The following is a 26,818-nucleotide window of genomic DNA, read 5'->3' on the forward strand; positions in this document are numbered from 1 at the left end:
GGTCCGAGAGTTTAGGGATGGCTCGATCGATAAAACGAGGTAACCCGATTTCGTGACAAAAAGCAGCAATTAACCCTAGGTGATCGAGGCGTTTAATGACAGGCTGAGGGGCAGACATAGTGAGCGAACGTTAAATAGCAGTAATAGATCAAAATAGGGGATCGCGGTCAATAGGGTGTTTGCAAAATTGCGCAGAAATGATCACGCGATCACACTATTTTAAATCTGGAATTAGCTGCGGAATGACGGATCTAAAAAATTTCCAACTATAAGTTGCTGGGTTTGTGTAGGCGAATAGAGCGGGTGACGACACCTTCAATGGCAAATTCGTCGTGCTCTTGGATTGTAATATCGGCTTCGCACTCATTGCCGGAGAGCAAGCGCCTGTTCTTTACATCAATGATTTTACAGACAAAATTTCCATTGTAGTTAGCTACAACCACATCTAAATGAGCATAACGATACGCTCTATCAACAATTAAAATATCATTATCCATAATGCCTATATTACGCATGCTATCGCCACACGCTCGGCCAATGAAAGTAGCACTGGGGTGCTACTTTAACAGTTCATCAAGTGTTAACCCTTGTTCAGTATAAGTGGCTGCCGGGCTTTCAAAACCAGTAATGCCACAAGCTGCTTTGATAGGAATGATCTTCATGCGCAATAAACCTGTATGTATGTACAGCTATCTCTAGCAGTGATAGGCTACCGGCACAATCAAGATGAGTAAGGATTGCTTAGGGATACTTACCCCTATTTATGCCATCATGCTATATTTGGTTTAAATGCTATAGATCGCTGGCAGCATGAGAAATAATCAATGAGTAAATAGCTGAAAGCTAATTTACTCATTTTAGTAAAGGCAGTTAAGCAACAATGTTACTCGGCGGGCTGTCATTGCTGGCTAATAACTGCTGATATGCGCCTTTATTTTTCACTAAATCGGCATGCTTTCCCTGCTGCATCAGTACGCCTTGCTGTAGCACAGCGATTTTATCAGCCATTTTTATGTTACTTAGCTTATGGGCAATCACCAATAAGCTTACCTTGCCTCGTAATTGTGCAATCACTCGTTGGATGGCTTGTTCAGAGGCTGGATCTAAACTGGCGCTAGCTTCATCAAGAATGATAACCGAGCTGTTTTGTAACAGGGCACGAGCAAAACACAGTAACTGTTTTTGTCCCAGCGTCAGAAGGGGCGAATTATTATCAATGGAGGTATCTAAGCCTTGTGGCAAACTGGCTAACCAGGGGGCTAATTCAACTTGTGCTAAAACATGGTGTAGCTGAGCGTCATCTGGATGAACCAAATCCAGCAATAAATTTTGCCTAACACTGGCTTGCATAATAAAAGGCTTTTGATCGACTAAGGTGATGGCTTTACGCAAGCCGTCTGTTTGATAATGCGATATCAGATGCTGATCCAACTGAATGTGACCACTGTTTGCTTGGTAGTAGCCCTTAAGCAGCTGCGCTATGGTACTTTTGCCACTGCCTGTTGGACCCACTAATGCCACAAATTCACCGGGAGCAATGGTTAAATCAAGATTTGATAACACCGGCTCACCTTGAACATAAGCAAAACTTACCTGATGAAAACAAATCGTTGGGCAATGATTGAGTTGCAATGAGCCGCCAGAGGATTCAATGTCATGGTCCAGTAACTGAAATACACGCTCAGCGGCCGCCACTGCTTGCAACAATTCGCCTTGGCTTTGCATTAAATTAATAATGGGTTCAAAGAATCGCGCTAAGTAAGCAAAAAAGGCGAATAGTAAGCCAAAAGCCAGTAAGTTGCTTGGCATCGCCCCTAAACTTAAAATAAGCGCTGCCATCATTAAAATAGCCAGTAGCTCTAGCATTGGCCGTAACAATAAGGCCTCTAGTGTGACATTACGCTGGCTTAGCGCAATATTGGTTTGAGCTTTATCGTTTAAACGCTTAATGAAGCGTGGCTGTGCGTTAAATACTTGCAGCAGTAAAACCTGCTGTAAACTTTCATTCAAAAAACCATTAATCTTCGCTGACTGTTGCTTAATTTTTCGATGCAAAGGCAGTGAAAAATGACGATAAGCAACAAACACAGCAATAAATACAGGGATAAAAGCAATACAAACCAATGCCAGCTGTACATTTAACAGTAGCATCGAAATAATAACGGCAATCACAGTAAAAATATCCCGTATGGTGCGGCCAATAATGTTTTTGAATAAATGGCGCACAGCTTCCACATCTTGCGTCATTCGATTGATGGTTTCACCATTGCTGTGCTGATGGAAATAAGCCATAGGTAATTTTAGACAGTGCTGAAAACTGGCTTGGCGTAGCTCTGCAATGACTTTAGCAGACAGATCAAAGTAGCTAAGTGATTGAAAATATGACAATAGATTTGCACCGATAATCACGCCAATATAGATAACCGCAATTCCCACCAATGTGTTTACTTGGTAGTGATCAACCGCAACAAACTGATCGATGTAAATCATGGTTAGCCAAGGGGCTAGCATATCTAAACCAGTTGCTAACAGAAGTAATAAAGACGCTTGAACTAAGATAGCTTTATGGTTTAAGCCGTACTTCAATAAGCGCAAAATAACTGATGTGTTCATGGCTTAATGCCCCCTTCAGTCGCACTGGCATGTTGATATTGTTGCTGATACCAATTATCGCGAGTGAGTAACTCTGAATGAGTTAGATACAAGGGGAGGTGCTCAGGGCGCAGTAATAAAATCTTATCTGCATGATTGAGTAAATCAAACCGACTGGATGCTAAAATAACCGTTTTAGTCCCCGCCATCCAGCATTTAAGGTTAAACAGTAGCTGGCTACAAGTGGCGTTGTCGAGGGCAGATAAGCTGTCATCTAGCAGTAAAATATCCGCTTGTGTGAGCAACGCTCTGGCAATGGCAAGTCGCTGCTTTTGCCCGCCTGATAGTTGGCTGCCATGCTCACCCACCTGAGTGTCATAACCTAGCTCAAAGGTGTCGATGTCTTTACTTAAGCAGGCTAAGCTTGCGGCATTTTTGATTTGTTCAAAGCTCGCATCGGGCGCACCGAGAGCAATATTTTCTCGGATAGTGCCGGTAAACAAAGCGCAATCTTGTGGCACATAGGCAATATTGGCATCGGGGTGTAATGAACGCTGCACGGATTCAATCATGGAAGAGCCTAACAGCAAACGTAGCAGGCTCGACTTGCCGCACGCAACAGGGCCAACAATGGCTTGAATTTGGCCGCGCTGCGCCGAAAAGTGCACGTCTTTAAATAACAGTGCTGCTTGGTCTGGCTCAGCAAAGCTATCTTCATTGGCAACTTGATGATTATGATGAGAAAAATACTCCACATCTAACTTTATCAAGGTTGTTTGTTGCGTGGGCACGGTTGGCGATTGGGAGGCATAACCGAGCTGGTCGTCATTGAGTACCTGATCAATGCGTTTCATCGAAACACTGGCCATGGTTAAGGTGCTGAACAAAAAGCCGAACGCGTTCATCGGCCAAATCAAGTAACCCAAGTAAAGGTTAAAAGCGAGCAGTTCGCCCAAGGTAATTTGTTGCTGCGCGACTAATACGCTGCCCACACTCAAGGTAAGAAAAAAACTGCCGGCAGCGACCATCGCCGTGGTCGGCTCGTATTTAGCTTCAACACGGGCTTGATCAATGTTTGCTTGCGTTAACTGCGCTAGCTGATGATCAAATTGTTGCTGAGAGGCACCTTGGCAAGCATGGCCTTTAATCACACTGATGCCATTAACGGTTTGCTGTATCTGTTGATAAAATAAACCAAGTTGATACTGGGATTGTTCAAGTCGAGATTGCATTTGTTGACCATAGCGTTTAATCGAGAGCGCCAAAATAGGCAAGGGCAGCAACACAACTAAGGTTAACAGCCAACTTATCTGCGTCGCGAGCACCACTAAAACGAGGCTAGACATGACAAAGGCATCGACAAAGAATATCACCCCATTGCCAACCCCTTGACTCACCGCGTTAACATCTGAGTTAAGGTGGTTAAGTAATTTGGCGCTAGAATGGCGCTGAAAAAATGGGCCTGGCATACGACAGCAATGGCTATAAAGCTGTACCATTAAGCTGCGCTCTAACTCTAACGCACTGCCAAACAAATAATAACGCCAGAAGAAACGCAATAAGTAGGTGCTAATGGCTAACGCAACCAACTGCGCTAATGTCGGCCATAGGTCAACTAGGTTAACGCTCTGTGATTTAGCCAGTTGATCAACTAAACTGGCGATTAATAAAGGCGGAATTAAACTACACACTGACGCGGCCACGATCGCCATAAAAATCGATATATAACGCCACTGATGTAGCTTAATAAACCAGCCTATTTGATTAATAAATTCCATTATGAAGCGGCCTTAATATAATCAGGGCTGATATGTTTTACAATTTTGGCAGGGTTACCTAACGCGATGGCATTGGCAGGAATGGATTCATAGACCACGCTGCCCGCGCCGATAACCGCATTGTCGCCGATGGTAACGCCTTTTAAAATCATTACGTTGGCGCCTATCCAAACGTTGTCACCTATGCTTACGGCTTTTGGCTTAAGCTTAGCTACTTCACCCGCTTGACCGCGACCCGTGAGAGTGTGGCCACTGCAATCCATCACAGTAACCATCGGGCCGAACACCACGTTATTACCTATGGTGACGCGATCATAGGCAATAATTGCCGTGCCTTGTAACTGCACATTATCGCCTATTACAATTTTGCCGCTGACACCTTGATTGCACTTAACCACGGTAAGCTTCACCGCTTGGCTGTGAAAAGCAGGCGTGCAGGTGGACTCAAGGTAGCAGTGGTTGCCTAACTCAATTGACTCACTAAAATCAGCTAAGTTAATCGGGCTGTCTGGCAGCCCTTCATCGGTGACTTGGCTAAAAGCGATACGGGGGATGCCAGCAATGTAGCCTAGCTTTCCTAGTTTCACCTTTGCTTGATGTAACCTATCCACTAATAAGTCAATATTGTCGTCCATTTGATCAGGACGAGAAACAAAGTGATACTGATAATTGGCCATATTAACCTACCAACTCCAATTGCGAGCGACCACCAAAACGCGCAATCACTTCGTTTAACGACATATTAGGCTCACCGTAGAGATCTCCATAAAAGCTGGTTTCCCACAGTTGGTATTTTTTATGTAAATCTTGCGCAATATTCACGCCTTGTTCATTCTTATTTTCTTCACCTTCTTCAGGGTGAGGCCAATGAAAAGAACAAATATCGCGGTCTAAATGAAACTGACTGCCGGCTTTAAACAAGCGAATACCTAAATCGACATCTTCACCGCCCCATGAGGTAAAGCTCTCATCAAAGCCACCTACTTGAATAAAAAGTTTACGTTCAACGGACACATGACAGGTCCAGAAAATATCAAAGGCAGCTGGCCAGCGGCTTAAATCTGAGCCCATTAATTGGTATTGGGGCTCGCGCTGATCCAGCGCAGAAATGTCTTTAAGATAAGCTAAGCTAGCATCCGCATTATCGCTACTCATCATTGGGATCACGGGGTCAACATCATTGCCGCGTAAACCAAACGCATACACATAGCCAATAATATTGATCGGAGTAGGGGATGATTGATGTGTCGCCAAATGCTTAGCTAGTGCGTGACTGGCAAGCACGACACTGGTGTCGATGAAAACTAAGTAATCACCCTCTGCAATTGCCGCTCCGATATTACGTGCTTTACCGGCGCGAAAGCCTTTATCTTGTTGATGGAAGTATTTGATGTCTAGCAGCGATGAAAAGTCCTGACATACCGCTTCACTGTGATCCACTGAGCCATCGTCAACGACAATGACCTCAAAAAAATCATTAGACAGTGTTTGATGCTGCAGAGAAATAAGCGTGTGCCTTAACAACTCTGCGCGGTTGTAAGTAGGAATAATGACACTGATCTGTTTACGTTGATGAACATTTTGAGCCGACATATTGTTATACCTTCAGTCTACTCATCCTTGGTTATGATTAACTTATAAATCCTTTAAAAGTTAAATGGGTATGTTTACATAGCAAACGAGTTGATCTTATTGAGTTAAATATTATAAGTCCTAATGAAAATGTAAGCGTTGCCTAATGAATTTTTATATCAATAAAAACAATGAATTAAATGCATTTCTGAGAGGGTACTGAGGAAATATTTAGGTATTTTTAGTTAACTGAGACATAATGCTTAACAATATAAAAAAAAACTGAACGCAATCATTGAGCTGAAACTGTCGGCAATGCCTGACTTAAAAGTTTCACAACATTAACGTAAAACTGCCGTTGCGCAAGGCGACTGAAAATGAGTTGAGATTCTCCCTGTAGTTAACGCTGCTAACAAAAGGTTAAGTTGGCGGTGTAAGGATGGTTATGCAATACAAGATAGGCGATTGGCTGGTTATTGCCAGTGAAAATACGATCATCAATCAGCAACAAAAAAAAACAATTGAACCAAAAGTAATGGCTTTGCTCATTTATTTTTGTCAGCGACCGGGTCAGGTGATCAGTACAGACGAGTTACTTGAAAATGTTTGGCAAAATCGCGTTGTGACAGGCTCCTCGATCTACCAAACCATAGCACAATTGCGAAAAGCATTAGCCGACAAAGCCAGTAATCCGCGCTACATCAGTACAGTGCCAAAAAAAGGCTATAAGCTCATCGCGCAGGTCAAAAAATATGTTGATGGCACAGCGCAAGCAGCCAATAAAGAGCGTGCCGGGATTACCCAAGGACCTACCGAAGCAAGCAAGGGCCAATACATTAGCAACAGTGCAATGTTTCACGGCAGAAAAATTCAACTTATGGCCATTACATTCGTAGTGTTGTTGCTTATTATCATTCAATCCTTTTATCGCACCAGTAAGATGGCTCAAGCAAGTACCATAGCAATACTGCCCTTTACGAATAATACCGAGAGCGAGGGCCAACGAAGTTTGGCTGAGGCCAGTGCTTGGGATTTAAGCAATTTATTAAATCGCTCAACCAACCTACGTATCGTGTCGCACACCTCAAGTGCTGCGCTAGCAAAAAAAGATCTCTCAGCAATAGAGATTGCCGATGCACTTACCGCAGACTACTTGATTGAAGGGCAGGTAGATAGCCTACCTTCCGGTAATTACCATTTAGAAATATCATTAATTAGAGGCAAGGATGGGATACAAATTTGGTCAGGTGGCAGCGACCTCTCATGGCAGCAGTTAGAACAAACTCAGCTAGTACTATTGAAAGAGATGTTAGCGCAATTAAAAAATGAACAAATTATTGTTAAAAATACCGACGAATTATACTTAAAGGCGCAGCAGGTTTGGCGTAACTATACACCTGAAACAACTGCACAAGCCATTGATATTCTATCAATAGTAACCAGTATTGATGACCAAGACAGTCGGGCATTTGCGGCACTATCGGCACTATATCTAGAAAAATACTCAGGCGAAAATGACAACCCGATATGGTTAAAATTGTCGAAAAAGCATTTATATCGCTCATTAAGTCTCACGCCCGAGTCAGCTGATTCACTGATGGCGTTAGCCAACGTCCAGTTGCAAGCCGATGACTATGCGGAAGCCAGGCGCAGCGCAGAGACGGTTTTAAAAAACGACCAAAAAAACTTGGCTGCGCATTTGATGGTTATCAAAAGCTATTTAGCTGAATATCAAATTAATCACGCTAAACGAGCGTTGCTTGAAGCGCAGCAGCAGGTAGGGAAAAGTAATCGTTTGGCGTTTCTAAAAGCGATAATTGGCCTGCAAAGTGGACAGCTAAAAAAGAACATAAAGCTGATTGACGCGCTGCTACATGAACCCATGCCTTATTATTATTCAGCGCTAGCCATTGCTACGGCAACGACGGTTGGGCAGAGCGAAATGGCATACCATTGGGGCAAAACAAGGCTGGAAATCACGCCAAACCAACACCATATTTGGGTTTATCAAAGTATCAATTTAGCTAATCTTGGTCAGTTTGATGAGGCAAGGGCAGCCCTGACAAAACTAAATGAACGGCCTATTAGTCAAACCTTTTCAGCCTATGAGGCGGTCTACTTAGCCCAAAACCAACAGAATCAATTATTGGCGTTAGTAAAAGACAATCAATTAAAGCATTCAGAGCAAAAAGAAACACCTACAACATTGGCGATCTATGGTATTTCTGCCATGTATGCAGGTAACTACAAATTAGCGATTAATAAACTTCGATCAGCTTTACAAACAGTTAACCGTTCTTATGACCAACTAGCATTAAGTAGCGCTTTTTATTACGGCAGCCTAGCCTATAGCTTAGAGCAAGAAAATCGCCCAATTGAAGCGGCACAAATAAGGCAGCAAGGCTTAGCGCAAATCTCAGAATATAATAATAACGGGGTAAAGCTATCGCACCTTAACGTTTATCGCGCCAGACTATACAGTTTGAATGACCATAATATGGCGCTGCGCTCCCTTAAAAAAGCAGTGGGGAATGGTTATAGTAAAGCAACACTCTTAAAACATGATGTCGTGCTTACTTCGTTACATGAAAATGAAGAGTTTACGGCATTAATCGCACAAGCAGAGTTAAATAAACACCATTGAAGCCATTTATAATGGCGAGAATAGCAGCCTCTACTTAATGGTAGTTAACGCTACGTTTAGAGGAGGTGTTAACAATTAAATGGTTTAAGCGGCTTAACTTTAATTCGCAATGGGGCTAATTTGTTGATTAAGGGCTTCACTTAAGTTATCAATTTGGATCGGCTTGGTTAAAAATTCATTGAATAACGCTTTTTCATCATTGCTGCGAAAAATATCAGCTGTCAAGGCAATGATTTTGCCTGTGAAATTTAATGCTTTAAGTTCAAGGGTTGCCTGAATACCATCGATTCCCGGCAAATTAATATCCATCAAAATAACATCGAAATTTGTTTGTTTTACTGCTGAAATAGCAGCCTCACCTATATCAACAACTGTGCTGCGAATGTGTAATTTATCAAGCATGGCGACCAGTACCATTTGGTTTACTTTGTTATCCTCAACCACCAATATATGTTGTACAGGGGGAAGCGCTAGTTGCTGCTCTTTTGGCGCCTCTAAGTGCTCATCTTCAAGTGGAATAAAAGGTAAAGTAATATCAACTTGGGTGCCCTGGCCAACTTCACTGCAAATGTGAATACTACCTCCCATAAGCTCAACCAGGTTCTTGCTTATATAAAGGCCAAGGCCTGTTCCTTCTCCAGTACTGGAGCCTAATTGCATATATTGATTGAAGAGCCTAGCCTGATGTTCCGCTGAGATGCCAATGCCTTGATCGATGACACTAAGGCATAAACTTTCATTTTCATAAACGTACTTTATGCAGACGCGTTTGTGCGCGGGAGTAAATTTAATTGCATTGTTTAGTATATTGATCAGCACCTGCGAGAATTTAGTTCGATCAAGGCAAGCCAGAGTAGGGCTATAAGATGATTTATCGACATAAATGTTGACGCCTTTTTTAAGGGCAATAGACTCCAGTGAAACCACGGCATTATTAATAACCTCTGCGACATTAATTGGGGAGAGTTCTAGTTCCATCTTACCGGCTTCAATCTTCCCTAAATCTAGTACCGAGTTAATAATGCCAAGCAATTGCTCACCACTTAAGGAAATTTGTTCAATATACGCTCGCGATTTTGTATTGAAATTACTCAATTCATTGTTTTGTAACATTAAATCTGATAGACCGATAATGGCATTGAGTGGTGTACGTATTTCATGTGAAATATTGGATAAAAATTGCGTTTTAAAATTATTGGCAAGATTGAGCTTTTTGTTTTGTAGACGTAATTCCAGCTGTGAAATAACCTCTCGAGCTAAAATTTTTAGTGCTTTCTTTTGATGTTGGGATAACTTTTTTGGTTTATCACTGATTACACATAAAGTGCCAATATTATGCCCTGCGGGGGTTTTCAAAGGCATGCCGGCGTAAAAACGGATCTCAGGTCCGCCAATGACAAGGGGATTATCAAAAAATCGTTCATCTTTTAACGAATTTGATACTTCAAATACGTCATCCTGTAAAATAGCATGGGAACAAAAAGCAATGTCTCGGCTCGTTTCATTAGCAGTTAAACCTACTTTAGATTTAAACCATTGCCGTTTTGGGTCAAGCAAACTAATTAATGAAATAGGTGTTTCACAAATTTCAGACGCTAACTCAGTTAAGTCATCAAACACGCTCTCGGCTTGGGTATCTAAAATATCATATTCAAACAATGCCTTGACGCGTTCAATTTCGTTACTAGGCTTAATAGCTGATTTCATGTTTGCTCCGACACCAAAAGGCACAATCAATGGAGCTTGTGCGAGAGGACCTGATATTTCTACAAAACGTAATAATATCGTATTGATTAGTTTAGTATTTATTGAACAGTTGTCCATCTACAATTAACAATCAATAAAATGAAAAAGGTGACACACACAAAGCATAATATAAAAGAACAGGGAGCTTTAACGGTACTCGATATATCTGAAAGGAATGAAAGGAGACAAAAATTGTTGCCGTTGCCGATGTTGTTGAAGCCATGAGCAGCCATCGGCCATATCGTCCCACATTAGGCATCGATGCAGCATTGAAAGAGATAACATCACGTAAAGGGACTTTTTTCGATGAGCAAATCGTTGACGTCTGTTTAAAAGTCGTCGAAAAAAATAAGTCTTCGTTGCCAATGTTTAACGCTTGAAACACGACAGCTTGAACAGCGGTTGATCACTTTAAAGAACCCAACCAATTTTTGATAACAACGGCAGTGACTATAAGTCGCTGGGAAATAGGCCATTTATACGAAGTAAGCGATACTGTTATGGCCATATTAAAACCCTATTTAACATAATATACATAATGCGCAGTTAGAGAAGTCGGTAAAGAACAACGCAAAACCAGCCACGAAAAGGCTCTGTACTGCATAGCGCTGTTCACTAAACTTTTTTACAAGGTGCTGCCATGCACTTTTAGACTCTTTTGTCTTCGCTCTTTCCATTGCTAGGGTTACTAGAACAAGATCAACGTCTAGACCGCATTCTTTAGCAATGTAAATCGCTGTTTCATCAGTAAATTCTCTTACACCTCTTTTTATTTCTGATATGTGAGTCTTACTAAAGTTCATGCTTTTAGCTACTTCGCTATCAGTATTTAGCTTTTTTACTGCTTTATACTTATCAATTAACTGTTTTGAGTACATTTTTAACCCTATTTATATCTTTTTTATTTATTCACCAAATCTTAGCCATTATTCGTTAGTACCGCAATCACCGGATTTTTATCACTTGATGTCTTTTTATAAAGTCACTAACTTGTACCTAAGTTACCTGACTCACTTATTCAAGGCTGGACACCATGAACACTACTCACGAAGACTACGAACATATCTACACAACGCGAGTTAATCAGCTCGCGTTCACTGGCTCTGAGCTGCTTGCTCATGACTTAGTAGCCGAAGCAAACGTTATTGCGGAGACTATTCAGTTCTTAATTCAATCTAATGAGATTAACGATTACTCAAGCTGTGAGTTTATCTTTGATTTCTTTAACGACCTTTATACGCGTTGCCATGCTGACTGGTCTGTTTCTTCTACTCGTGAGATTGTTCCCGAACCAATAAATTACAATACTTTGTTATTTACTCCTGATTCAAAAGAAGCCGTTATTCAGGGGTTTTTCAATGATTGAACTTACTGGTCTTGAAGTACCTCTTAGTGAGACACTTTCATCAGCACTTTTTATAGCTATTGTGTTTTACGCAATAGCACTCACTTACATCTCTATTATTGATTTACCTTTTTTTAAAGCGAGTCCAGCCGTGGGCACTGTTGGCGGTGGTGTTGTCCCCACTGCTGACGGTGCTCACGCACTCATTAAAGGCCGCACTGAACGAGTCGGTGTTTTTTATGTGGGGGCTTCTCATGCTTGAATTACTAAACAGCTTAACCCTATCTATTATTTTTACCCTCGTAGTTTTTTGTACTGTGATTTTTGTAATTACAGAACGACTAACAAACGAGCTTTATGATCTACTTTGTGTATATCTTAATAAGCTTGTAATCAAATTAGAGAAAAGGCACCAACAAAGACAAAATAAGGAAAGCAATGATGAATAATCAGACTTTCCGTATTGGCCGTCACACTGCCATACTAGAAAACGGCGCTTGGACTATTTCAGGTAACGGACTCCCTTTACCATTAGAAATAATCAAAGCGCCTAAACCCGCTCTAGATTTCCCTGTTCTTAGAACTAAAGTTTCTGAGAATTATTGCTCTAAACTATGCTCTAGATTTCCTGATGTGTCATTGTGGCTTAATCGCCATCACATGAACATATCACGTAAATACAGTGCTTCTATTGCGTATCGTGAATTGAAGCAGCTAGAAAAACGTTTAGATAGAAACGGTTTTAACCTTACTTGGTCACTAGAAGAAGTGACCAACTTTGCTAAGTTGCACTCTAAGAAGTTTTTTAGAGTGGTTAACTCTCTTGATTTTAATAAGCAAGCTGACATTGAATTCAATGAATTTAACGTGATTGCTAATTTTAACAATCAGAACCAAATCAAACACAATGAAACACTCCCCAAACATGAGCAAGTGAACATTGATTTGATAGATAAGTTTGTCGAAACTGAGCTATCAGAATTAACGTTCAATTACTCCCTGGGCAACTTTACCCATTCTCCAATGATTTCAATATTTTATAAGTTGAAAAGTTGGGGAATTGATCTCTTTCCCGCTTCTGGCGACGACTACGAGCAAAGGCTATTTGAACGTGTTCAATACTTTGCGCCCCGTGTCGTTGATGAAACTTGGCTAGACAGAAAACTACGACGTTTACAGGCTAGAGAGCTGGCTAATATTGCTCGTGAAACAGGCATTATTCAAAAGCGCGTCCAACCCTATTCGGCTGATTTATCAGTGAATAGAAAGAAAGCCCAAGATGAGCGCAATAAATCAATTTTGAAAAATTGTTTATTAGTGAATTATCACGATGAAGAAGAATCGCAAAACTTAATAGATGTGGTTCAAAAATCGGTATCTAACCCTAGAAACCGAATTGCTGAACTGATGGTAAGAATGCGCGGCTGTGAAGAAATCGCAGACGAGTTAGGCCATGTTGGCCTAATGCTAACATTCACCACGCCTTCACGCTTTCACGCTACCAAAGCCCACGGCAACACTAATAATAAATGGATTAAGGCAGGGAAGCCGACCGTTTCTGATGCTCATACTTGGCTTAAAAAAGTATGGGCGTCAGTGCTTCCGCAGTGGGAACGCCACGAAATAAAACCCTATGGCTTCCGAGTTGTTGAACCTCATCACGACGGAACGCCCCACTGGCATTTGATGTTGTTTGTTGAACCTTCAAAAGTTGGAATGATGTTGAAGATATGCCGCCGCCGCTTACTGGCCGATAGCCCCGATGAGCTAGGTGCGCAAACTAAACGCTTTCATTACACCATGATAGATAAAAAGCGCGGCTCTGCTGCGGGTTATATCGCTAAATATATCTCTAAAGGAATCAGCGGCGAATATCACACAAGTGATAAATCCACTGATTTAGATGCTGTGAACGCTGCACAAGCGATACGCACTTGGGCAAGTGATCACGGCATTAGACAGTTCCAACCAATCGGCCAACCCTCAGTACAGGTATGGCGCGAGCTTAGAAAATTCTCTAACGCAATCACTAATCAAGGCGATGACATGCAACCATTATTTAACGAGCAAGAACACTTTGCTTTAGAAAATGTTCGCCGCGCGGCTGATGAAGGTGATTGGAATGCCTTTGTTAAAGCTATGGGCGGTTTATATGTAAAGCGCGCAGACCGTAAATTATCAGTTCATTACGCTGTACCCGAGTTAATAGATAGATTAACGGGTGAAATATTTGATCTTAATAAATACGGTGAAAAGAAAGCAAAAACGCCAGCGGGTTTGATGTTTGAAAAGATATTTATCACAACTCGTTTTAAAGATTGGCAAATAAGGGATAAGGCCGCCTATGCCCAAGGCGAACGCCTCATTATGCGCGGTGTTAAACAACAATTTGATGCAATGATGGAAGCAGAAGCTTATCAAGCGATGCTTGAAGAAGATTACGAACGCCATCTAGAGCAATGTGAAGAAATCGAAAATATGCGTTTCTATTGGTTGACTGAGTCTTTTTAGGCGGCGCAGCCGCCCTTGGACTCGTGTCAATAAGTCTAACTTCTTTTAAAAAAGGAAAAACACATGATTGTAAAAGGCATGATTTTATCTAAATCAGATGTTCAACCAGTTTCCAAGGTTAACCCTAAGAGTGGTGAAGCTAAGAAAGTGGGGACGTTAAAACTTTTGGTTACAGAACCAACTCAAGTGATAGATGTTGGCATTAATGAAAACATTATCGCGGCTGATGGTATTAACCAACTTAGAGCACTAAGCGGTGATTATCACGAATTCACAATTGAGTTCAAAGAAATGTCATTTGGCAATGATGCAGGTAAGCACGTTCAAATAAACGGCTTTCATCTAGTTAATTTACCCGCTAAGACGGCTCAGAAATAATGAAATGTTTATCTGTGACGCCTGAGCTTGTATCTGTTACAGATTTTACAGAAAGCTGCCAATTAATCGTTTTAGAACAGCATGATTATAAAATGTTACTTGGCGCTTTTTCCGAATTTGATCTTGAAGTATTTACTCAAGTCAATACGGCTATATTACTTGCCTTTTTTTCTGGTCACGCTTTAGGCCGTTTGGTTAAGTGGCTTGGAAAATAAAAAGTATAAAACGCTATGTTCATTAATTAAAAAGAGAAACAATATGAAATTCTACAATTCTTGCAAAAAATACGGCGCTAAAGTTTCTGTTTTAGCTCTATCCGTTGTTGGTACTAGTGTAATGGCTGAAGATTTTACAGCTAAAATCACTGAAGCCTCAACCGCTGCTAATGCTAACCAAACTGCCGTTATTACTGCCATCTTGACACTTGCTGCCATTTCTTTTGGTGTTGGTATGCTCGTCCAATGGTTACGTAAATAATGTTCCCCGCTCTGATATACGCTTGTATTATTAGTCTTTGCTTTTGCATTGGGTTTTATTCAGGCGTTGTATCTGCCTAGCGCTTAATTAAAGGCCGTAAAATGCTAAAATACATTTTGGCCGCTTTTGCGGCCTTTTCTTCTTATTCACATGCTTCACAATTTGAAAACAGTCCTTTTCATATTCCAGCTAAAGTTAAAAATGACTATTGTAATCCGACGTTTGGCTGTCTGGGTGATGGTTCATACAGTGATAAAATTATCAACTATTGCGAGTCAAGATACCCAGGCAATTCAAACTATCGTTTTACGATGAATCTTGCTTCAGAAACTAGCACAAGTAAGAGATTCTCTTTAACTTGCGTCTATGACTATTATACCTATAACGGTACACAACTAAATACATCATATAAATCGTATGGTTTTGTTACATTCAATCTTATCGATGAAGGTGCCTTTTGCGAAAACCCAGAGTTTCCTTTTATCACTGAAGACCAAAAATATTGTGAAATAAAAATATGTTCAGATGGCTTTTACGGTGATCCTTCTTTAATCGCTGGCGTTTGTGATAGACCATCACCAACACCGCCCCCCGAATGTGGCCTAACTGGCCTTGTCATGACAACGCCGCCAGAATGGCCCTCATGCAATAAGCCTGATGATTTTCCCACACCCGAGCCTGACACTGATAAAGATTGTGGTCTTTATACGGGAGTAGGCTGGAACACTACGTACTGTATCGTTAACGAAAACGATGCTTGTGTTAACGGCATTTGTCGCCCCGGTTGCGGCACAATTGACGGTAACTTTGTTTGCTTTGGTGATGACCTCGACGCTGATGGTGACGGCAAAATGGACGACACTAACCAGCTCGACGGCATAACAGATCCTAATGACATGGATAAGCCTTCAACGGCCAACGGGTGTAGGGCTATCAATGGCAAAAGTTTCTGCCCTCAAGATCCAAAAGATTTTATAAAACCTGATGGTTCTTTCCCTTCTGGTTGCGGCTTCATAAATGATGATTTTTTCTGTCAACCGGACGGAATAGCAAATAACCCGCATAAGGGGTTAGATGCTGAATACGATAATAATCCTATTTTTGGCGAGGGTGACGGCCTAATGAACAGCCTATTAACTCGGTTAGACTCTAATCAGCAAATAGGCTTTCAGAACTTGGGCTCTAAATTGGTTGAACAGACACAAGGCCTACTACAAGGAATGAAGTCGATTGAGAAAACAATTAATGATAAACCTGTCGCAGGTGTAGGAACGCCAAGCAATCCTGATGATGGCAGCGAGCCAACGCCAAGCCAAGAACCTAAACCAGATTACACCTTGCCCACAACGGGTAGCGCAGATTGGTTCGATAACGTTCTAGGCACTGCCCAAATTACCGACATACAAAACAAAACTGCCGAAAAACGCACTGAAATAGACACGATTATTACTGACTTTAAAAGCTACCTATCTTTAGACGTTGGCACACTTAGCGCTACCTATGACCAACATAGTGTACAGATAAAAGGCGTGACAATGGATCTCGGTGCCAAAGCCATGAATCAGTTTGCTGATTTAGGCGTGCAACACGTTATCTGGTTGGTTGTTGTCTTGTCTGGTGTTTCTATCGTACTAGTGAGGTCAAACTAATGAAGTACATCTTTTTTACTCTTTTTCTGTTCTCAGCAAGCGCGTTCGCGGCCGATGAAGTCACTGCTCTTGAACAAGTCATGCAAAACCTACAGGATATTGCTGACTTTTTTACTATTGGCATACCCGACCTAGTCAGTCGAGTGATTGCCTATGCTATTGAATTTGCCGTTTATCTGAAAGTTCTTTCTTTTGTCTTCATGCTTGAGTTAGCAACTGATGTTGCTAAACACATCATGTTAGATCTTAACTTAACGGCCCATATCAACACCGCATTTAGTTCTATACCCCCTGACATTGGCTATTTCTTAATTAAGTTCCGTTTTCCCGATTGTGTATCATTCCTTTTTGAATGTTACATAACCCGTTTCGTACTTAACTTCTTAGGCTGGTAACATGGCTGCTATTATCATGCACGGTTCGCCAGGCTCTTATAAGTCTGCGCGTATAGTCCAAAAGTATTTAGTACCTGCACTTGAGCAGGGAAGAATTGTTGTTACTAATCTCGAAGGTTGTTCAACCCTTGAAACAATCGAAAAGCGATTAGGAAAAAAATTCCCCGATACAGCTAGGCTAGTGCGTATCTATTCGATTGGTACAGACACGGCCAAGCGCGCGGAAATGTGGCGTCATTGGTACTGTTGGCTCCCGCTCGGCTCTATGTGCATTATTGACGAAGCACAAGATATTTATACAAACACAAAAGAATGGTCTGAATCTAATACGGCTTATAAGCCTATATCTTACTTTTCCGACTCTCTGCCTTCTGAGATATTAGAGCTGTACGATCATCAATTAGCAAAATTCACGGTCACTGAATTTGATGAAGCTGATTCGGACGATACTGGTGAAACTATGTTCGATGAGAATGGTAACGTCCATTATCCAGTCTCTCTAAACTCTGCTTTTAAACGTCATCGAAAATACAATTGGGATCTCGTATTTGGTACGCCAGATATCAATGATATTTCCAAAATTATTAGAGGTGCCTGCGAGTGGGCATTTCATCACCGCAACCGTGATTCCTTTATTTTTACTAAACGTAATCCCCTTGTTTCTCAGCATAAGCCCATGAATAACGGGCTGACAGTTGATAAACACTTTAAAAAAGGCGCTAAAGTCCCACTTTGGGTACATTTAGTTTATAAATCTACCCAAACGGGTGAAAATACAAAGAGTGGTCAAGATGATAGCCCCCTTAAACAACCTAAAATCCTTTTCGCTATGGCACTGGTTACGGTCTCGATCTTCTTTTTGGTTAAATCGGTATATGATATTTTCTTTGCTGATACTTCTAAGATTGCAGATGCTCCTAAGCCTGATACTAAAGCCGTTGAAGTACCTGCTAAAAATGTCCCTAAAGTTGATACTACGGTTATTAAAGACACTAATCCTCTTTCTAGTCGTTATGTACTGCTCCAGAATGCTGCTGTTGGCAATAATAACGTAACTATGCTCCCGTTCGGCGCACAAGAGTTATGGTTATCGGGTTACGCACACCCAAGCCTTTATATTTTCACACTGGTTATAAACGGTGAACAACACCAAATAAACAGCGATGATTTATCCGCCCTCGGTTATACATTCAGGCTAGAGCGACACGGCCTAGTGCATGTTAAGAACAATTTTTCTGATGACGCCTTTTTTGCAGTTTTTGACCCCCGCGCCAAGGCTGAAAAGTTTGAAGAAAGGGAGCAAGAACAAGAATTTGCGCATTCACAACAAGTTGACATGCAAGAAGCATCTGGACTAGTCTCAGCATTTAGCGGTTAGCGCGTTTCGAGGTAGCAGACTTGCGAACGAGAACGCGCAAAACCAATAAAATAATGATACCCGTTCATATAATTAATAAGCCCGATCATCAAAAGGTAGAAAAGTGAAAATACTTTTATTAGCTTTTTTCTTCACATCTTGCGCGTTCGCTGGGGAGTACGAAGCTAAAAACAGGTGGTATCACATAGAATATAAGTACGAGACTAACGGCCATGTTGATATCTCGACTGTATGTGATAACTACAAGAAGGGCACACTAGAGCGTAAATACTGTCGTAAGCAAGCTAAACGTGAGTTTGACGCTAAGTGTGATAGAACCAAAGGCAAAGACAAAATGAAATGGTGTTTTGCCGCTGCGCTTAACCCTATACGCTGACTCGATGGCGTAGCCATGCAAGCCGCCCCATAAAACTTCAAGTAATTTACTTAATAACCAGCGGCGGAACCCACTCCAGCCGCTGCATTATCTTTACCCTCATTCCTGCTAAACCGCTCTTAAAAGCTCCGGCTTAAGCACGTTACTGCAGTAACTGTCGAATGACAAAAAACACTCCTAGCGTGTACCCATTAAAATCTTAATGTATGTCCTGCGCTCTAATCCCTTTAGATCTTTTAATTGCAGTTGGGCCAGAAACTCATTGGCCATTATTCTTTTAGGCGTTAATGCGTCCTGATAGGGGCTCATTAAACGGTCATTTCTAAAGCGCCAGCCTTCCCATTCTCTCGATAAACTCGGCATTTTCCTACCACTTGCCAGCATCATTAATAATTTTAGCTCTCGTGGGATAGGTTTTCCGTTATCCCATTTTTTGACCGTCGTCACACTTCTGTTACAAAGTTTTGATACTTCTTCGAGTGAAAAACCGCATTCATAAAACATGAAAATACCGTTTTTTGTCCGTTTCATTTAAAAAGCTCCCTAAACTGCTCAAAAAGGGCACTTTTATTTATTTAATCTTTTTAATCAATTTAAGCGATTATTTAACGAATATTTACATAATGCGCAGTTGTATGTATGCAGGGTTTGGCTCACAATCACAGCAGCGACTCAGATAAATTATTGCGCTGTGGCTAATCGATCCATGGCTAAGTACTGCTTAAGCAATTGCAAGTCGCGGTCTAGCTACTATGAAAATGGTTATGTTCCTCAAAGCTTAAAATCTTAATCGCCAAGTTAACGAGTTCGGCAGAATGATTTCAAAAATGCACTCTAACTAATGTTAAAATAATCTGCCTGTTAAACTAAACTATGCCCACGTAACTAGCAAAGCTCGATATTTAAAACGTGCAGCAACATCGACAAGCTTCTGCCATGAATTTTCCAGCTGTGTCAGCAATTGAAATTATCTCACTTGTAACCATCGCACTTGTATTTTGAAATCTTAAATTAATCTCAGCTATAACTGCATCTATTACGTTGCTATGCATAAATTTCTTATCTCGAACTCACATCTAGCTGAAGCTAAATGAATTATAAGCATCATGAATAAGAAAAATCGTGCGAAGATGCCTCGAACACTTTTATAAATGTGAGTGTTGACCTTCATTCTGCATCAGATTTCACAGAGAAACGCTAAAAAATACAGATCACACTAAATACCCATTTTTGTATAAATTGAGAACACAATGGGCAAACAATAACCACGCCGGCATCGTTTATATCGATTATAGGCTGGTTATTGTTGATGAAGCGTGCTTTATGCTGGTTACTGCATGGTTTCATAAGGTTAAACGAGTGGTCCAAGGCTGCTTTAGCCTCATAATCTATCTTCAATCTCGCGAATGCTTGCCATGGTAAGACAAGAAAATCATATAAAGTCATCATTTTGCGCGAAGTGGCTTTTAACTGTATTTATATACAGTTAAAATGGCCCGTATAACGCTAATTATACGGATCGTGTATTTGATGGAATCGCAGTACCAATTTATACCTTTGTTCCCCCACGCTGAAAATCTTGATATGGGTCTTGCTGATGTTAATGCATTAGTGACCCAGTTAGATAAACAAATTGCTGATGCCAGTTATTCATACAGCTTAGCTTTTGAATATTTGGCCGAAAATCGCTATAGCCCAAATAACTTCAAATCAATTCGCAGTGAGCTCAACCTTCTGTTTAATTGGATCTGGTTTGTGCAAAAAATCAGTTTGAAACAAGTTGACCGAATCATGATGCGCAAGTTTATCGACTTTTGTAACGACCCTCCGGAAGAGTTAGTCGCCCCGACTTCTTATCCTTACTTTATCACCGATAAAGACACGGACCTTGTACAAGTAAACCCTAAGTGGCGCCCTTTTGTTCTGCGCGGTGCTGGCGGCTATATTCGTAAAACTGCCACCCTTAAAGCACAGCTTTCTTTACTGAGTGGTTTCTTTTTATTTTTAGCTGATGTTGAATACGCAGAAAAAAACCCTGCGGCGGTTTTACTTCGCCGCCTTAATGTAAATAATACCCGCGTTACCGAGTCTGAAGATGGCGACAAAGCATTAAGTGAAGTGCAATGGCAATATGTCACGGCGAAAGTAGATGATTTAGTAGAGGAAGACCCGAACAAACATCAGCGAACGAAGTTGTTGTTTACCCTGCTCTACTATCTTTATCCTCGGGTATCCGAAATTGCTGCCCGTCCCGGCTTTACACCATTAATGAGCAATTTTAAAAAACACCGCAGTGGCGTTTGGGTATTTAGTATTCCGCAAAGTAAAGGAGGGAAAAGTCGTATTATTCCCTGCCCTGAGCCTGTGATGATTGCTTTAAAAGCATATCGTGAATTTCTTGGTTTGAGCCCGTTGCCTTTACCTGATGAAAAAATTCCGTTATTTACGCGTCATCAAGCTGGCACTCATGGCCGAGACGCCGGCGTGCTAGATTCACAATTAGGAATTGAAGCAATTCGCGGCATTGTTAATGATGTGTTTGATAAAACAGCCAATGCAATGGAAGAAGAATGGCCATATGAAGCGCAAGAGTTGCGGGGATTCAGTATCCATTCTTTGCGTCATACTGGTATTTCCCATGCCATTGCACAAAACCAGCCGCTGCAAACAGTAATGAAAAATGCTGGTCATAGTGATTTAGCCACGCTTTCTATTTATACATCAGTGGATCTTCGGTAAATGCTGCTTGTTTCTGGTTACAAGTTTTCTTATCCTAAGTTTACTGAAGTAAAGGGATAAACCATGCTACTTAGGATCACAGCTCCGATTTGGGTTAACGTAAAAAATGGCCAGATAATAATTAAACGCGGTATGTTTCCCGCTTACTTTCAAACAGAAATTGAGCGTATTTTTAGCGGACAAACTCAGATTTCAGGTGACATATTCGCCGTTAAATCAGGCCGTCATTATAAGCTAACCTTCTCAAAAAATATTCCGGAAGGTTACCAACAAAGATGCCGTAATGTTTGGCGTGGCTATGCTCCCATTAAATCGAGCTCAGGCAATTTGAAAAAAGTGTAAGCATAAAAAAGGAGCCATTCGGCTCCTTTAAACTATTTAACTCTTTGTTTTTATTTAATTATACTTAATCGAGTAACTTCATGCCTTCTTTGCTTAGCGCAATTCGCCCTGCTTTAAAAAGTCCACCAATGGCGCGCTTAAATGCATTTTTGCTGACACCAAAATGCTGAGAAATTACTGCAGGATCGCTTTTATCACTCAGGGTGCTATTACCACCGTTGCGTTTTAGGTGCTCGAGTATTGCTTGACTTAATTCATCAACAATTTCATGTGTTGGCGGCTGTAAACTTAAATCGATTCGGCCGTCGCTGCGCACTTGCTTGATGTAAGCGGTGTGGGTTTGACCAACGCGGATAGGTTTAAAAATTTCGTTAGTGTAGATAACGCCCCAAAAAGTACTGTTGATGATGGCCTTGTAACCTAGATCTGTACGCTGCGCGATCAACACTGAAACCGCTTCATTTTTCTTAAATTTCGGTACTTTTTTATCTAAAAAGCGATCCAGTTTTGTCGATGCGGCAAGACGTTGCGTTTTCTCATCACGGTAAACATAAACCACATAGTTGCGATTTACTTCCATCGGTACACGTTGCTGATTAAACGGCACTAATAAATCTTTCTCTAAACCCCAATCTAAAAAGGCTCCGGGCTGAGTATTCGCAACCACTTTTAGATAAGCAAACTCACCAGCACAAGCGAAAGGCTTTTGTGTTGTTGCAATCACCATGTCTTCAGAATCAGTATAAAGAAACACGTCAATGACATCGCCAACACTGACATCAGCGGGGGCAAATTTACTTGGCAAAAGCACTTCACCCAGATCGCCTGCGTCTAAATAAATCCCAAATGGAACCATTTTTACTATCTGTAATGAATTGAAAATACCTGTCTGTGCCATGCTCTGTACTCGTTTGCAATAATCGGCGCATTATATCGTTATCCATTTAAAAATGCGCACTTTTGTAGGGTAAAATTGCTCATTCAATGGTAACTGCACAATGAACCTAATAATCATTGGTAAGAAATAAGGACTTCACACTTGAAAAATGACAACGGCCCCTTTGCAGCTGAGCATAAATCCGGCGTTTACAAAGCCATATTTAATCGACGTGATGTGCGGGGACAATTTTTACCCACTGCCATTCCCGATGAAATATTCAGTCGAGTGTTGTACGCCGCTCATCACGCGCCATCGGTTGGCTTTATGCAGCCATGGGATTTCTTAGTCATTCAATCTCAAACCGTGAAACAACAAATCCATGCTGAGTTTGTAAAAGCAAATCAACATGCTGAGTCATTATTTGAAGGAAAGAAACGCGAACTTTATCCCGCATTAAAGCTTCAAGGCATTTTAGAAGCACCGATTAATTTGTGCATTACGTGTGATCGCGAGCGCGGCGGCCCAGTGGTATTAGGCAAAACAGCCATTCCCACCATGGACTTATATAGTACGGTATGCGCGGTACAAAATTTTTGGTTAGCGGCGCGAGCAGAAGGTTTAGGTGTTGGTTGGGTAAGTATAATTGATGAACAAGCAATGAAAGACATTCTTGGGCTTCCTGAGCACGTGGTGCCAATCGCTTATTTATGTGTTGGCTATGTGAGTGAGTTTTTCGAACAACCCGAGCTACAAAGCAAAGGCTGGGCGAATCGATTGCCCCTCGAAGAATTAGTCTCTTTTGATCGCTTTGGCCAGAAAAAATCAGCAGCGGAATCAAATTTGATTAACCAAATTGAGCACGACGGTAAAGTTTATCCCTATTCCCTGCCCTGAATCAGTTTTTCCAACAGCCTATTCACGGTAGAATACGCGCTTTTTAAACTGACGGTAGCATTATGGCGCAGTTGTATTTTTATTATTCCACCATGAACGCGGGTAAATCGACTTCTTTATTACAGTCGGCATACAACTATTATGAACGGGGTTTAAACAGTCAGATTTTTACCGCCGCCATTGATGACAGAAATCAAGTCGGCAAAGTCAGTTCACGTATTGGTTTGAGTCAAACCGCGCATATTTTTGATGATGCGACGGATATTTTTCAACAAGTGAGCGCACTGCACCAATCACGCAAAATTGACTGTTTATTGGTTGATGAAAGCCAATTTTTATCAAAAGCGCAGGTACAACAACTGACCAAAGTGGTTGATGATTTAAAAATCCCCACCTTATGTTATGGCTTGCGTACCGATTTTGTCGGTGAATTATTTGCTGGTAGCCACTATCTATTGGCTTGGGCTGACAAGTTGATAGAGCTAAAAACAATTTGCCATTGTGGCCGCAAAGCGAATATGGTGATTAGAGTTAACGATGAAGGTGAAGTACTCACCCAAGGCGAACAAATTCAAATAGGCGGTAATGATAAGTACATTTCGGTGTGCCGCAAACATTACAACCAACAGCAATACCAAAAATAAAATAATATTTACTCAGTCAGTGATGCTGACTTTTATGACCAGTAAGGATCAATATTTATGAATACTCAATGTGATTTATGTGCCTCTGAAACTGATTTAGCCGTTTATGAAGTAACACCGGCCAGCAACTTAGGTGAGCGCAACATTACATTATGTAGCCACTGTTTAAGCCAAGTAGACCAAGGTGAAATTACTGATGCCAACCATTGGCGCTGCCTAAATGACAGTATGTGGAGTCAAGTACCAGCAGTGCAAGTAATGGCATGGCGTCAGCTAAAACGGTTAACTAATGAAACTGATTGGGCGCGCGACATGCTTGACATGCTGTACCTAGAAGACGACGTACTTGAGTGGGCCAAGGCGGGTATGCCTGATGAAAATGTAAAACCGACTCTCGACAGTAATGGTGCTGTGCTGCAAGCTGGTGATACGGTTACTTTAACCAAAGACTTAGAAGTAAAAGGTGCTAACTTTACGGCTAAACGTGGCACCGCGGTACGCGGCATCTCTTTAACTGATAATCCTGAGCATATTGAAGGCCGAGTAAACGGTACGCGTATCGTCATTTTGACCTGTTTTTGTAAAAAGTCTAACTAACAGCTAGGTAGCGCATCTCAGTTCAACTACTTGCAGGGCGCGTTAATTCGCGCCTTATTTATGTTCTATGGTTGAATATGTTTATTTGAACCGAGTTAAGCTTAAGGCAGAAACTCGTATTACTGGGGTGGTAATTCACCGAGCATCAGGTAAACTTTTATTGTTATTAATCAAACATAAGAGAAATATATATGGCACTCGCATCTGCAAGACACATCCTAGTAGAAACAGAGCAACAATGTAACGAGCTTAAAGCTCAAATTGAAAATGGCGCAGATTTTGCTGATTTGGCCAAGCAATTTTCATCTTGCCCTTCTGGTGCACAAGGTGGTGAATTAGGTGAATTTGGCCCCGGCATGATGGTACCAGAGTTTGATAAAGTGGTGTTTAGTGCGCCAGTAAACACGGTACAAGGCCCAGTACGTACCGATTTTGGTTATCACCTACTTGAAGTAACTAGCCGTAGCTAACTAGTTTTTACTGTTTACTTACATAAAACGCTCCTGATAGTGCTATGCACGGTTCGGAGCGTTTTTTGATCTTGCCTTAGTGAATCAAAAAATGCTCTTGGTCAATCTCACCGTAGCTCTGACCATTGCGAAAAGTTTTACGATTAAAGTAACAGCTTAAGCAACACATCGTTTGGTCTTGTTGCGGTGTAGAGGTGCATATTTGCAGCACCCTCACTGACGAATGAGGAATAACATAGGTTTGCAGCCACCCTCGTTTCGTTTGTTTTTGTGTGTGTAGCATGATTAAGGCATCGGAAAGCTTATGTGTTGTTCGCATGTTACTGCTCCTAAAGAGTGATCCTAAACAAGTCGGCCATTTACTAAAACAAGCCACTTGTCACCTCGGCAGAAATAAGCCGTAACATTCAAAATAGACCAGCTTAAGCAAGCTGCAATGCTCGGAATTAATCAGCGGCTAGACGCCCCCGCAAAACCCTCACAACCATTTGTTTTCATTAATAAGTCACAAGGGTAAAATTTTTATGACAATTTACTACAACAGGAAGACAGCAGGGTTTGGTTGGTTGCAAAAAAGTCTGTCACTTTCCCTCTGTGAGGAAGTTTATCCGAGGGGACTACTAACTCGCTTCTGCCCCAAAGTGAGCTAGGAGTGACCAGAAATAGCCCTGTATAGACTCAACTCTGATTCGTGGGTGAGTAGTACATCAGTATTTTCCATTAGGTGGTTTACCCAATATGACATGATATATCCCTATTATGTATAATGCACACTCCGAACTAAAATATAAACCACTTATGAAACAAGAAGTAATTGATTGCCTGAAGTCAGGCATGAAAGTATGTTGGGAACACTTCAGCCAAAAGCTTTCCAGTTTTACTTATGATGAAAAAGACATAATCTACAATAGGTTATCGCAGTTATATAATGTTTCGACAGATGTAAAGGCTAAAAAAGCAACCGACGCAGACTACAACGCTCTCTACTATGAATCTGGAAGTCCTGAATTAAATGAGTTTCTTCAAGCGATGTTTGACTGTTTCAAAGCTTGGCAAGTATACAGTGACATTGAATTAATCAAATGCCTATACGCACACACAAATAGAGGTACAGACAATTGGTTTCCCGTTGTGATAATCAATCAGAAGATCAATGAGTTCCAATGCGCAGGTGAGTTAGTCACTGTCTATAGAGGTTGTCACAACACTGAGTTAACGACAGACAAGTATAAGCAGAGACAATCATGGTCAACTGACTTCAGTGTGGCGAAATCGTTTGCATATCGTAAGCGCATCATAAACCCCGCATTCTAATCCCCTAGCACGAAGAATAAGATCAAGTCTCCAACCATGAGGAGATTTGAGATGAGAAAACGACGCACCAACCAAGAATGGCAAAACCTTATTGCGC

At 41.3% G+C, this 26,818-nt stretch carries 28 protein-coding genes and 1 pseudogene; 18 read left to right on the forward strand and 11 right to left on the reverse strand.

Annotated elements, in window-relative coordinates:
* From K6Y31_RS20850 to K6Y31_RS20875, 6 genes and pseudogenes are all read right to left on the reverse strand, one after another.
* Positions 1-118, reverse strand: a 118-nt coding sequence (locus tag K6Y31_RS20850; RefSeq protein ID WP_233055005.1) for a DUF4277 domain-containing protein, incomplete at its 3' end; no start/stop codon positions are given.
* 148 nt (positions 119-266) lie between these two features.
* Positions 267-662 (reverse strand): annotated as a pseudogene (locus tag K6Y31_RS20855) (S24 family peptidase).
* 208 nt (positions 663-870) lie between these two features.
* A complete protein-coding gene (locus K6Y31_RS20860; RefSeq protein ID WP_233054977.1) occupies positions 871-2,613 on the reverse strand; it encodes an ABC transporter ATP-binding protein in 1,743 nt (580 codons plus the stop codon).
* On the reverse strand, positions 2,610-4,370 hold the full coding sequence (locus K6Y31_RS20865; protein WP_233054978.1) for an ABC transporter ATP-binding protein: 1,761 nt from the start codon (positions 4,368-4,370) through the stop codon (positions 2,610-2,612). Before K6Y31_RS20865 ends, K6Y31_RS20860 begins: the two co-directional genes overlap by 4 nt.
* Positions 4,370-5,047, reverse strand: a complete 678-nt coding sequence (locus tag K6Y31_RS20870; protein ID WP_233054979.1) for an acyltransferase — start codon at positions 5,045-5,047, stop codon at positions 4,370-4,372. Before K6Y31_RS20870 ends, K6Y31_RS20865 begins: the two co-directional genes overlap by 1 nt.
* 1 nt (position 5,048) lies before the next feature.
* Positions 5,049-5,963: a glycosyltransferase gene (locus K6Y31_RS20875; RefSeq protein WP_233054980.1), complete on the reverse strand. Its 915-nt coding sequence runs from the start codon at positions 5,961-5,963 to the stop codon at positions 5,049-5,051.
* 424 nt (positions 5,964-6,387) lie between these two features.
* On the opposite strand from K6Y31_RS20875, the gene K6Y31_RS20880 reads away from it, so the two are divergent.
* Positions 6,388-8,586: a winged helix-turn-helix domain-containing protein gene (locus K6Y31_RS20880; protein WP_233054981.1), complete on the forward strand. Its 2,199-nt coding sequence runs from the start codon at positions 6,388-6,390 to the stop codon at positions 8,584-8,586.
* A 99-nt stretch (positions 8,587-8,685) separates the two neighbouring features.
* Here K6Y31_RS20880 and K6Y31_RS20885 read toward each other — a convergent pair whose 3' ends face one another.
* On the reverse strand, positions 8,686-10,293 hold the full coding sequence (locus K6Y31_RS20885; protein WP_233054983.1) for a GAF domain-containing hybrid sensor histidine kinase/response regulator: 1,608 nt from the start codon (positions 10,291-10,293) through the stop codon (positions 8,686-8,688).
* Between the two features lie 560 nt (positions 10,294-10,853).
* Entirely contained in the window at positions 10,854-11,210 is a 357-nt protein-coding gene (locus K6Y31_RS20890) for a DUF3693 domain-containing protein (RefSeq protein WP_233054984.1), read from the reverse strand.
* Positions 11,211-11,365: 155 nt separating this feature from the next.
* Between K6Y31_RS20890 and K6Y31_RS20895 the strand changes: the two genes are divergently transcribed.
* The 10 genes from K6Y31_RS20895 (at position 11,366) to K6Y31_RS20940 (ending at position 18,841) form a co-directional block, all read left to right on the forward strand.
* The gene (locus tag K6Y31_RS20895; protein WP_233054986.1) at positions 11,366-11,698 is read left to right on the forward strand and encodes a hypothetical protein; all 333 of its coding nucleotides are present in this window, start codon (positions 11,366-11,368) and stop codon (positions 11,696-11,698) included.
* A complete protein-coding gene (locus K6Y31_RS20900; protein WP_233054987.1) occupies positions 11,691-11,939 on the forward strand; it encodes a hypothetical protein in 249 nt (82 codons plus the stop codon). The genes K6Y31_RS20895 and K6Y31_RS20900 overlap by 8 nt, the downstream gene beginning before the upstream one ends.
* A 176-nt stretch (positions 11,940-12,115) precedes the next feature.
* Positions 12,116-14,188 carry a replication endonuclease gene (locus K6Y31_RS20905; RefSeq protein ID WP_233054988.1) on the forward strand — a complete coding sequence of 691 codons (2,073 nt, stop codon included), beginning with the start codon at positions 12,116-12,118 and terminating at the stop codon, positions 14,186-14,188.
* A 63-nt stretch (positions 14,189-14,251) separates the two neighbouring features.
* On the forward strand, positions 14,252-14,566 hold the full coding sequence (locus tag K6Y31_RS20910; protein WP_233054989.1) for a hypothetical protein: 315 nt from the start codon (positions 14,252-14,254) through the stop codon (positions 14,564-14,566).
* Positions 14,566-14,781 carry a hypothetical protein gene (locus tag K6Y31_RS20915; protein WP_233054990.1) on the forward strand — a complete coding sequence of 72 codons (216 nt, stop codon included), beginning with the start codon at positions 14,566-14,568 and terminating at the stop codon, positions 14,779-14,781. The genes K6Y31_RS20910 and K6Y31_RS20915 overlap by 1 nt, the downstream gene beginning before the upstream one ends.
* Positions 14,782-14,824: 43 nt before the next feature.
* Complete coding sequence (locus tag K6Y31_RS20920; protein ID WP_233054991.1) at positions 14,825-15,043, forward strand: hypothetical protein; 219 nt, start codon at positions 14,825-14,827, stop codon at positions 15,041-15,043.
* Positions 15,044-15,159: 116 nt separating this feature from the next.
* Positions 15,160-16,692: a hypothetical protein gene (locus K6Y31_RS20925; RefSeq protein ID WP_233054992.1), complete on the forward strand. Its 1,533-nt coding sequence runs from the start codon at positions 15,160-15,162 to the stop codon at positions 16,690-16,692.
* Positions 16,692-17,087, forward strand: a complete 396-nt coding sequence (locus tag K6Y31_RS20930) for a hypothetical protein (RefSeq protein ID WP_233054993.1) — start codon at positions 16,692-16,694, stop codon at positions 17,085-17,087. The genes K6Y31_RS20925 and K6Y31_RS20930 overlap by 1 nt, the downstream gene beginning before the upstream one ends.
* Before the next feature lies 1 nt (position 17,088).
* Positions 17,089-18,465, forward strand: a complete 1,377-nt coding sequence (locus K6Y31_RS20935) for a zonular occludens toxin domain-containing protein (RefSeq protein ID WP_233054994.1) — start codon at positions 17,089-17,091, stop codon at positions 18,463-18,465.
* Between the two features lie 103 nt (positions 18,466-18,568).
* Positions 18,569-18,841, forward strand: coding sequence for a hypothetical protein (locus K6Y31_RS20940; RefSeq protein WP_233054995.1), 273 nt, complete (start codon positions 18,569-18,571; stop codon positions 18,839-18,841).
* Between the two features lie 177 nt (positions 18,842-19,018).
* Here the strand turns inward: K6Y31_RS20940 and K6Y31_RS20945 are convergent, their stop codons facing one another.
* Positions 19,019-19,372: a DUF3653 domain-containing protein gene (locus K6Y31_RS20945; RefSeq protein WP_233054997.1), complete on the reverse strand. Its 354-nt coding sequence runs from the start codon at positions 19,370-19,372 to the stop codon at positions 19,019-19,021.
* Positions 19,373-20,371: 999 nt separating this feature from the next.
* On the opposite strand from K6Y31_RS20945, the gene K6Y31_RS20950 reads away from it, so the two are divergent.
* On the forward strand, positions 20,372-21,580 hold the full coding sequence (locus tag K6Y31_RS20950) for a tyrosine-type recombinase/integrase (protein ID WP_233054998.1): 1,209 nt from the start codon (positions 20,372-20,374) through the stop codon (positions 21,578-21,580).
* A 63-nt stretch (positions 21,581-21,643) separates the two neighbouring features.
* Positions 21,644-21,922 carry a DUF3634 family protein gene (locus tag K6Y31_RS20955; protein ID WP_232799512.1) on the forward strand — a complete coding sequence of 93 codons (279 nt, stop codon included), beginning with the start codon at positions 21,644-21,646 and terminating at the stop codon, positions 21,920-21,922.
* Positions 21,923-21,986: 64 nt separating this feature from the next.
* On the opposite strand, the gene K6Y31_RS20960 is transcribed toward K6Y31_RS20955, so the two are convergent.
* Positions 21,987-22,820, reverse strand: coding sequence for a CvfB family protein (locus tag K6Y31_RS20960; protein ID WP_232799511.1), 834 nt, complete (start codon positions 22,818-22,820; stop codon positions 21,987-21,989).
* A 141-nt stretch (positions 22,821-22,961) separates the two neighbouring features.
* On the opposite strand from K6Y31_RS20960, the gene bluB reads away from it, so the two are divergent.
* The 4 genes from bluB to K6Y31_RS20980 all read left to right on the forward strand — a co-directional run bounded on the left by bluB (position 22,962) and on the right by K6Y31_RS20980 (position 25,407).
* Positions 22,962-23,696 (forward strand): 5,6-dimethylbenzimidazole synthase, encoded by a 735-nt coding sequence (gene bluB / locus K6Y31_RS20965; RefSeq protein ID WP_232799510.1) that lies wholly within the window; start codon positions 22,962-22,964, stop codon positions 23,694-23,696.
* A gap of 62 nt (positions 23,697-23,758) precedes the next feature.
* Positions 23,759-24,340: a thymidine kinase gene (locus K6Y31_RS20970; RefSeq protein WP_233055000.1), complete on the forward strand. Its 582-nt coding sequence runs from the start codon at positions 23,759-23,761 to the stop codon at positions 24,338-24,340.
* Between the two features lie 57 nt (positions 24,341-24,397).
* Positions 24,398-24,937, forward strand: a complete 540-nt coding sequence (locus K6Y31_RS20975; protein ID WP_233055001.1) for a PhnA domain-containing protein — start codon at positions 24,398-24,400, stop codon at positions 24,935-24,937.
* Positions 24,938-25,128: 191 nt separating this feature from the next.
* On the forward strand, positions 25,129-25,407 hold the full coding sequence (locus tag K6Y31_RS20980; RefSeq protein ID WP_232799507.1) for a peptidylprolyl isomerase: 279 nt from the start codon (positions 25,129-25,131) through the stop codon (positions 25,405-25,407).
* A 76-nt stretch (positions 25,408-25,483) separates the two neighbouring features.
* Here the strand turns inward: K6Y31_RS20980 and K6Y31_RS20985 are convergent, their stop codons facing one another.
* Entirely contained in the window at positions 25,484-25,726 is a 243-nt protein-coding gene (locus tag K6Y31_RS20985) for a hypothetical protein (RefSeq protein ID WP_233055003.1), read from the reverse strand.
* A gap of 479 nt (positions 25,727-26,205) precedes the next feature.
* On the opposite strand from K6Y31_RS20985, the gene K6Y31_RS20990 reads away from it, so the two are divergent.
* Complete coding sequence (locus K6Y31_RS20990) at positions 26,206-26,721, forward strand: hypothetical protein (protein ID WP_233055004.1); 516 nt, start codon at positions 26,206-26,208, stop codon at positions 26,719-26,721.
* Positions 26,722-26,818: the final 97 nt, after the last annotated feature.

The sequence above is a fragment of the Motilimonas cestriensis genome (genome assembly GCF_021295315.1).
Taxonomy (GTDB): domain Bacteria; phylum Pseudomonadota; class Gammaproteobacteria; order Enterobacterales; family CBDFNC01; genus Motilimonas; species Motilimonas cestriensis.

Excerpts from the sequence above, each read along its gene's own strand:
- K6Y31_RS20870 (WP_233054979.1), bottom strand. The coding sequence starts at position 5,047 with ATGGCCAATTATCAGTATCACTTTGTTTCTCGTCCTGATCAAATGGAC.
- K6Y31_RS20980 (WP_232799507.1), top strand. The coding sequence starts at position 25,129 with ATGGCACTCGCATCTGCAAGACACATCCTAGTAGAAACAGAGCAACAA.
- K6Y31_RS20905 (WP_233054988.1), top strand. The coding sequence starts at position 12,116 with ATGATGAATAATCAGACTTTCCGTATTGGCCGTCACACTGCCATACTA.
- K6Y31_RS20960 (WP_232799511.1), bottom strand. The coding sequence starts at position 22,820 with ATGGCACAGACAGGTATTTTCAATTCATTACAGATAGTAAAAATGGTT.
- K6Y31_RS20935 (WP_233054994.1), top strand. The coding sequence starts at position 17,089 with ATGGCTGCTATTATCATGCACGGTTCGCCAGGCTCTTATAAGTCTGCG.
- K6Y31_RS20895 (WP_233054986.1), top strand. The coding sequence starts at position 11,366 with ATGAACACTACTCACGAAGACTACGAACATATCTACACAACGCGAGTT.
- K6Y31_RS20915 (WP_233054990.1), top strand. The coding sequence starts at position 14,566 with ATGAAATGTTTATCTGTGACGCCTGAGCTTGTATCTGTTACAGATTTT.
- K6Y31_RS20860 (WP_233054977.1), bottom strand. The coding sequence starts at position 2,613 with ATGAACACATCAGTTATTTTGCGCTTATTGAAGTACGGCTTAAACCAT.
- K6Y31_RS20885 (WP_233054983.1), bottom strand. The coding sequence starts at position 10,293 with ATGAAATCAGCTATTAAGCCTAGTAACGAAATTGAACGCGTCAAGGCA.
- K6Y31_RS20950 (WP_233054998.1), top strand. The coding sequence starts at position 20,372 with ATGGAATCGCAGTACCAATTTATACCTTTGTTCCCCCACGCTGAAAAT.
- K6Y31_RS20970 (WP_233055000.1), top strand. The coding sequence starts at position 23,759 with ATGGCGCAGTTGTATTTTTATTATTCCACCATGAACGCGGGTAAATCG.
- K6Y31_RS20930 (WP_233054993.1), top strand. The coding sequence starts at position 16,692 with ATGAAGTACATCTTTTTTACTCTTTTTCTGTTCTCAGCAAGCGCGTTC.
- K6Y31_RS20890 (WP_233054984.1), bottom strand. The coding sequence starts at position 11,210 with ATGTACTCAAAACAGTTAATTGATAAGTATAAAGCAGTAAAAAAGCTA.
- K6Y31_RS20955 (WP_232799512.1), top strand. The coding sequence starts at position 21,644 with ATGCTACTTAGGATCACAGCTCCGATTTGGGTTAACGTAAAAAATGGC.
- K6Y31_RS20985 (WP_233055003.1), bottom strand. The coding sequence starts at position 25,726 with ATGCGAACAACACATAAGCTTTCCGATGCCTTAATCATGCTACACACA.
- K6Y31_RS20945 (WP_233054997.1), bottom strand. The coding sequence starts at position 19,372 with ATGAAACGGACAAAAAACGGTATTTTCATGTTTTATGAATGCGGTTTT.
- K6Y31_RS20910 (WP_233054989.1), top strand. The coding sequence starts at position 14,252 with ATGATTGTAAAAGGCATGATTTTATCTAAATCAGATGTTCAACCAGTT.
- K6Y31_RS20880 (WP_233054981.1), top strand. The coding sequence starts at position 6,388 with ATGCAATACAAGATAGGCGATTGGCTGGTTATTGCCAGTGAAAATACG.
- K6Y31_RS20975 (WP_233055001.1), top strand. The coding sequence starts at position 24,398 with ATGAATACTCAATGTGATTTATGTGCCTCTGAAACTGATTTAGCCGTT.
- K6Y31_RS20900 (WP_233054987.1), top strand. The coding sequence starts at position 11,691 with ATGATTGAACTTACTGGTCTTGAAGTACCTCTTAGTGAGACACTTTCA.
- K6Y31_RS20920 (WP_233054991.1), top strand. The coding sequence starts at position 14,825 with ATGAAATTCTACAATTCTTGCAAAAAATACGGCGCTAAAGTTTCTGTT.
- K6Y31_RS20865 (WP_233054978.1), bottom strand. The coding sequence starts at position 4,370 with ATGGAATTTATTAATCAAATAGGCTGGTTTATTAAGCTACATCAGTGG.
- K6Y31_RS20875 (WP_233054980.1), bottom strand. The coding sequence starts at position 5,963 with ATGTCGGCTCAAAATGTTCATCAACGTAAACAGATCAGTGTCATTATT.
- K6Y31_RS20990 (WP_233055004.1), top strand. The coding sequence starts at position 26,206 with ATGAAACAAGAAGTAATTGATTGCCTGAAGTCAGGCATGAAAGTATGT.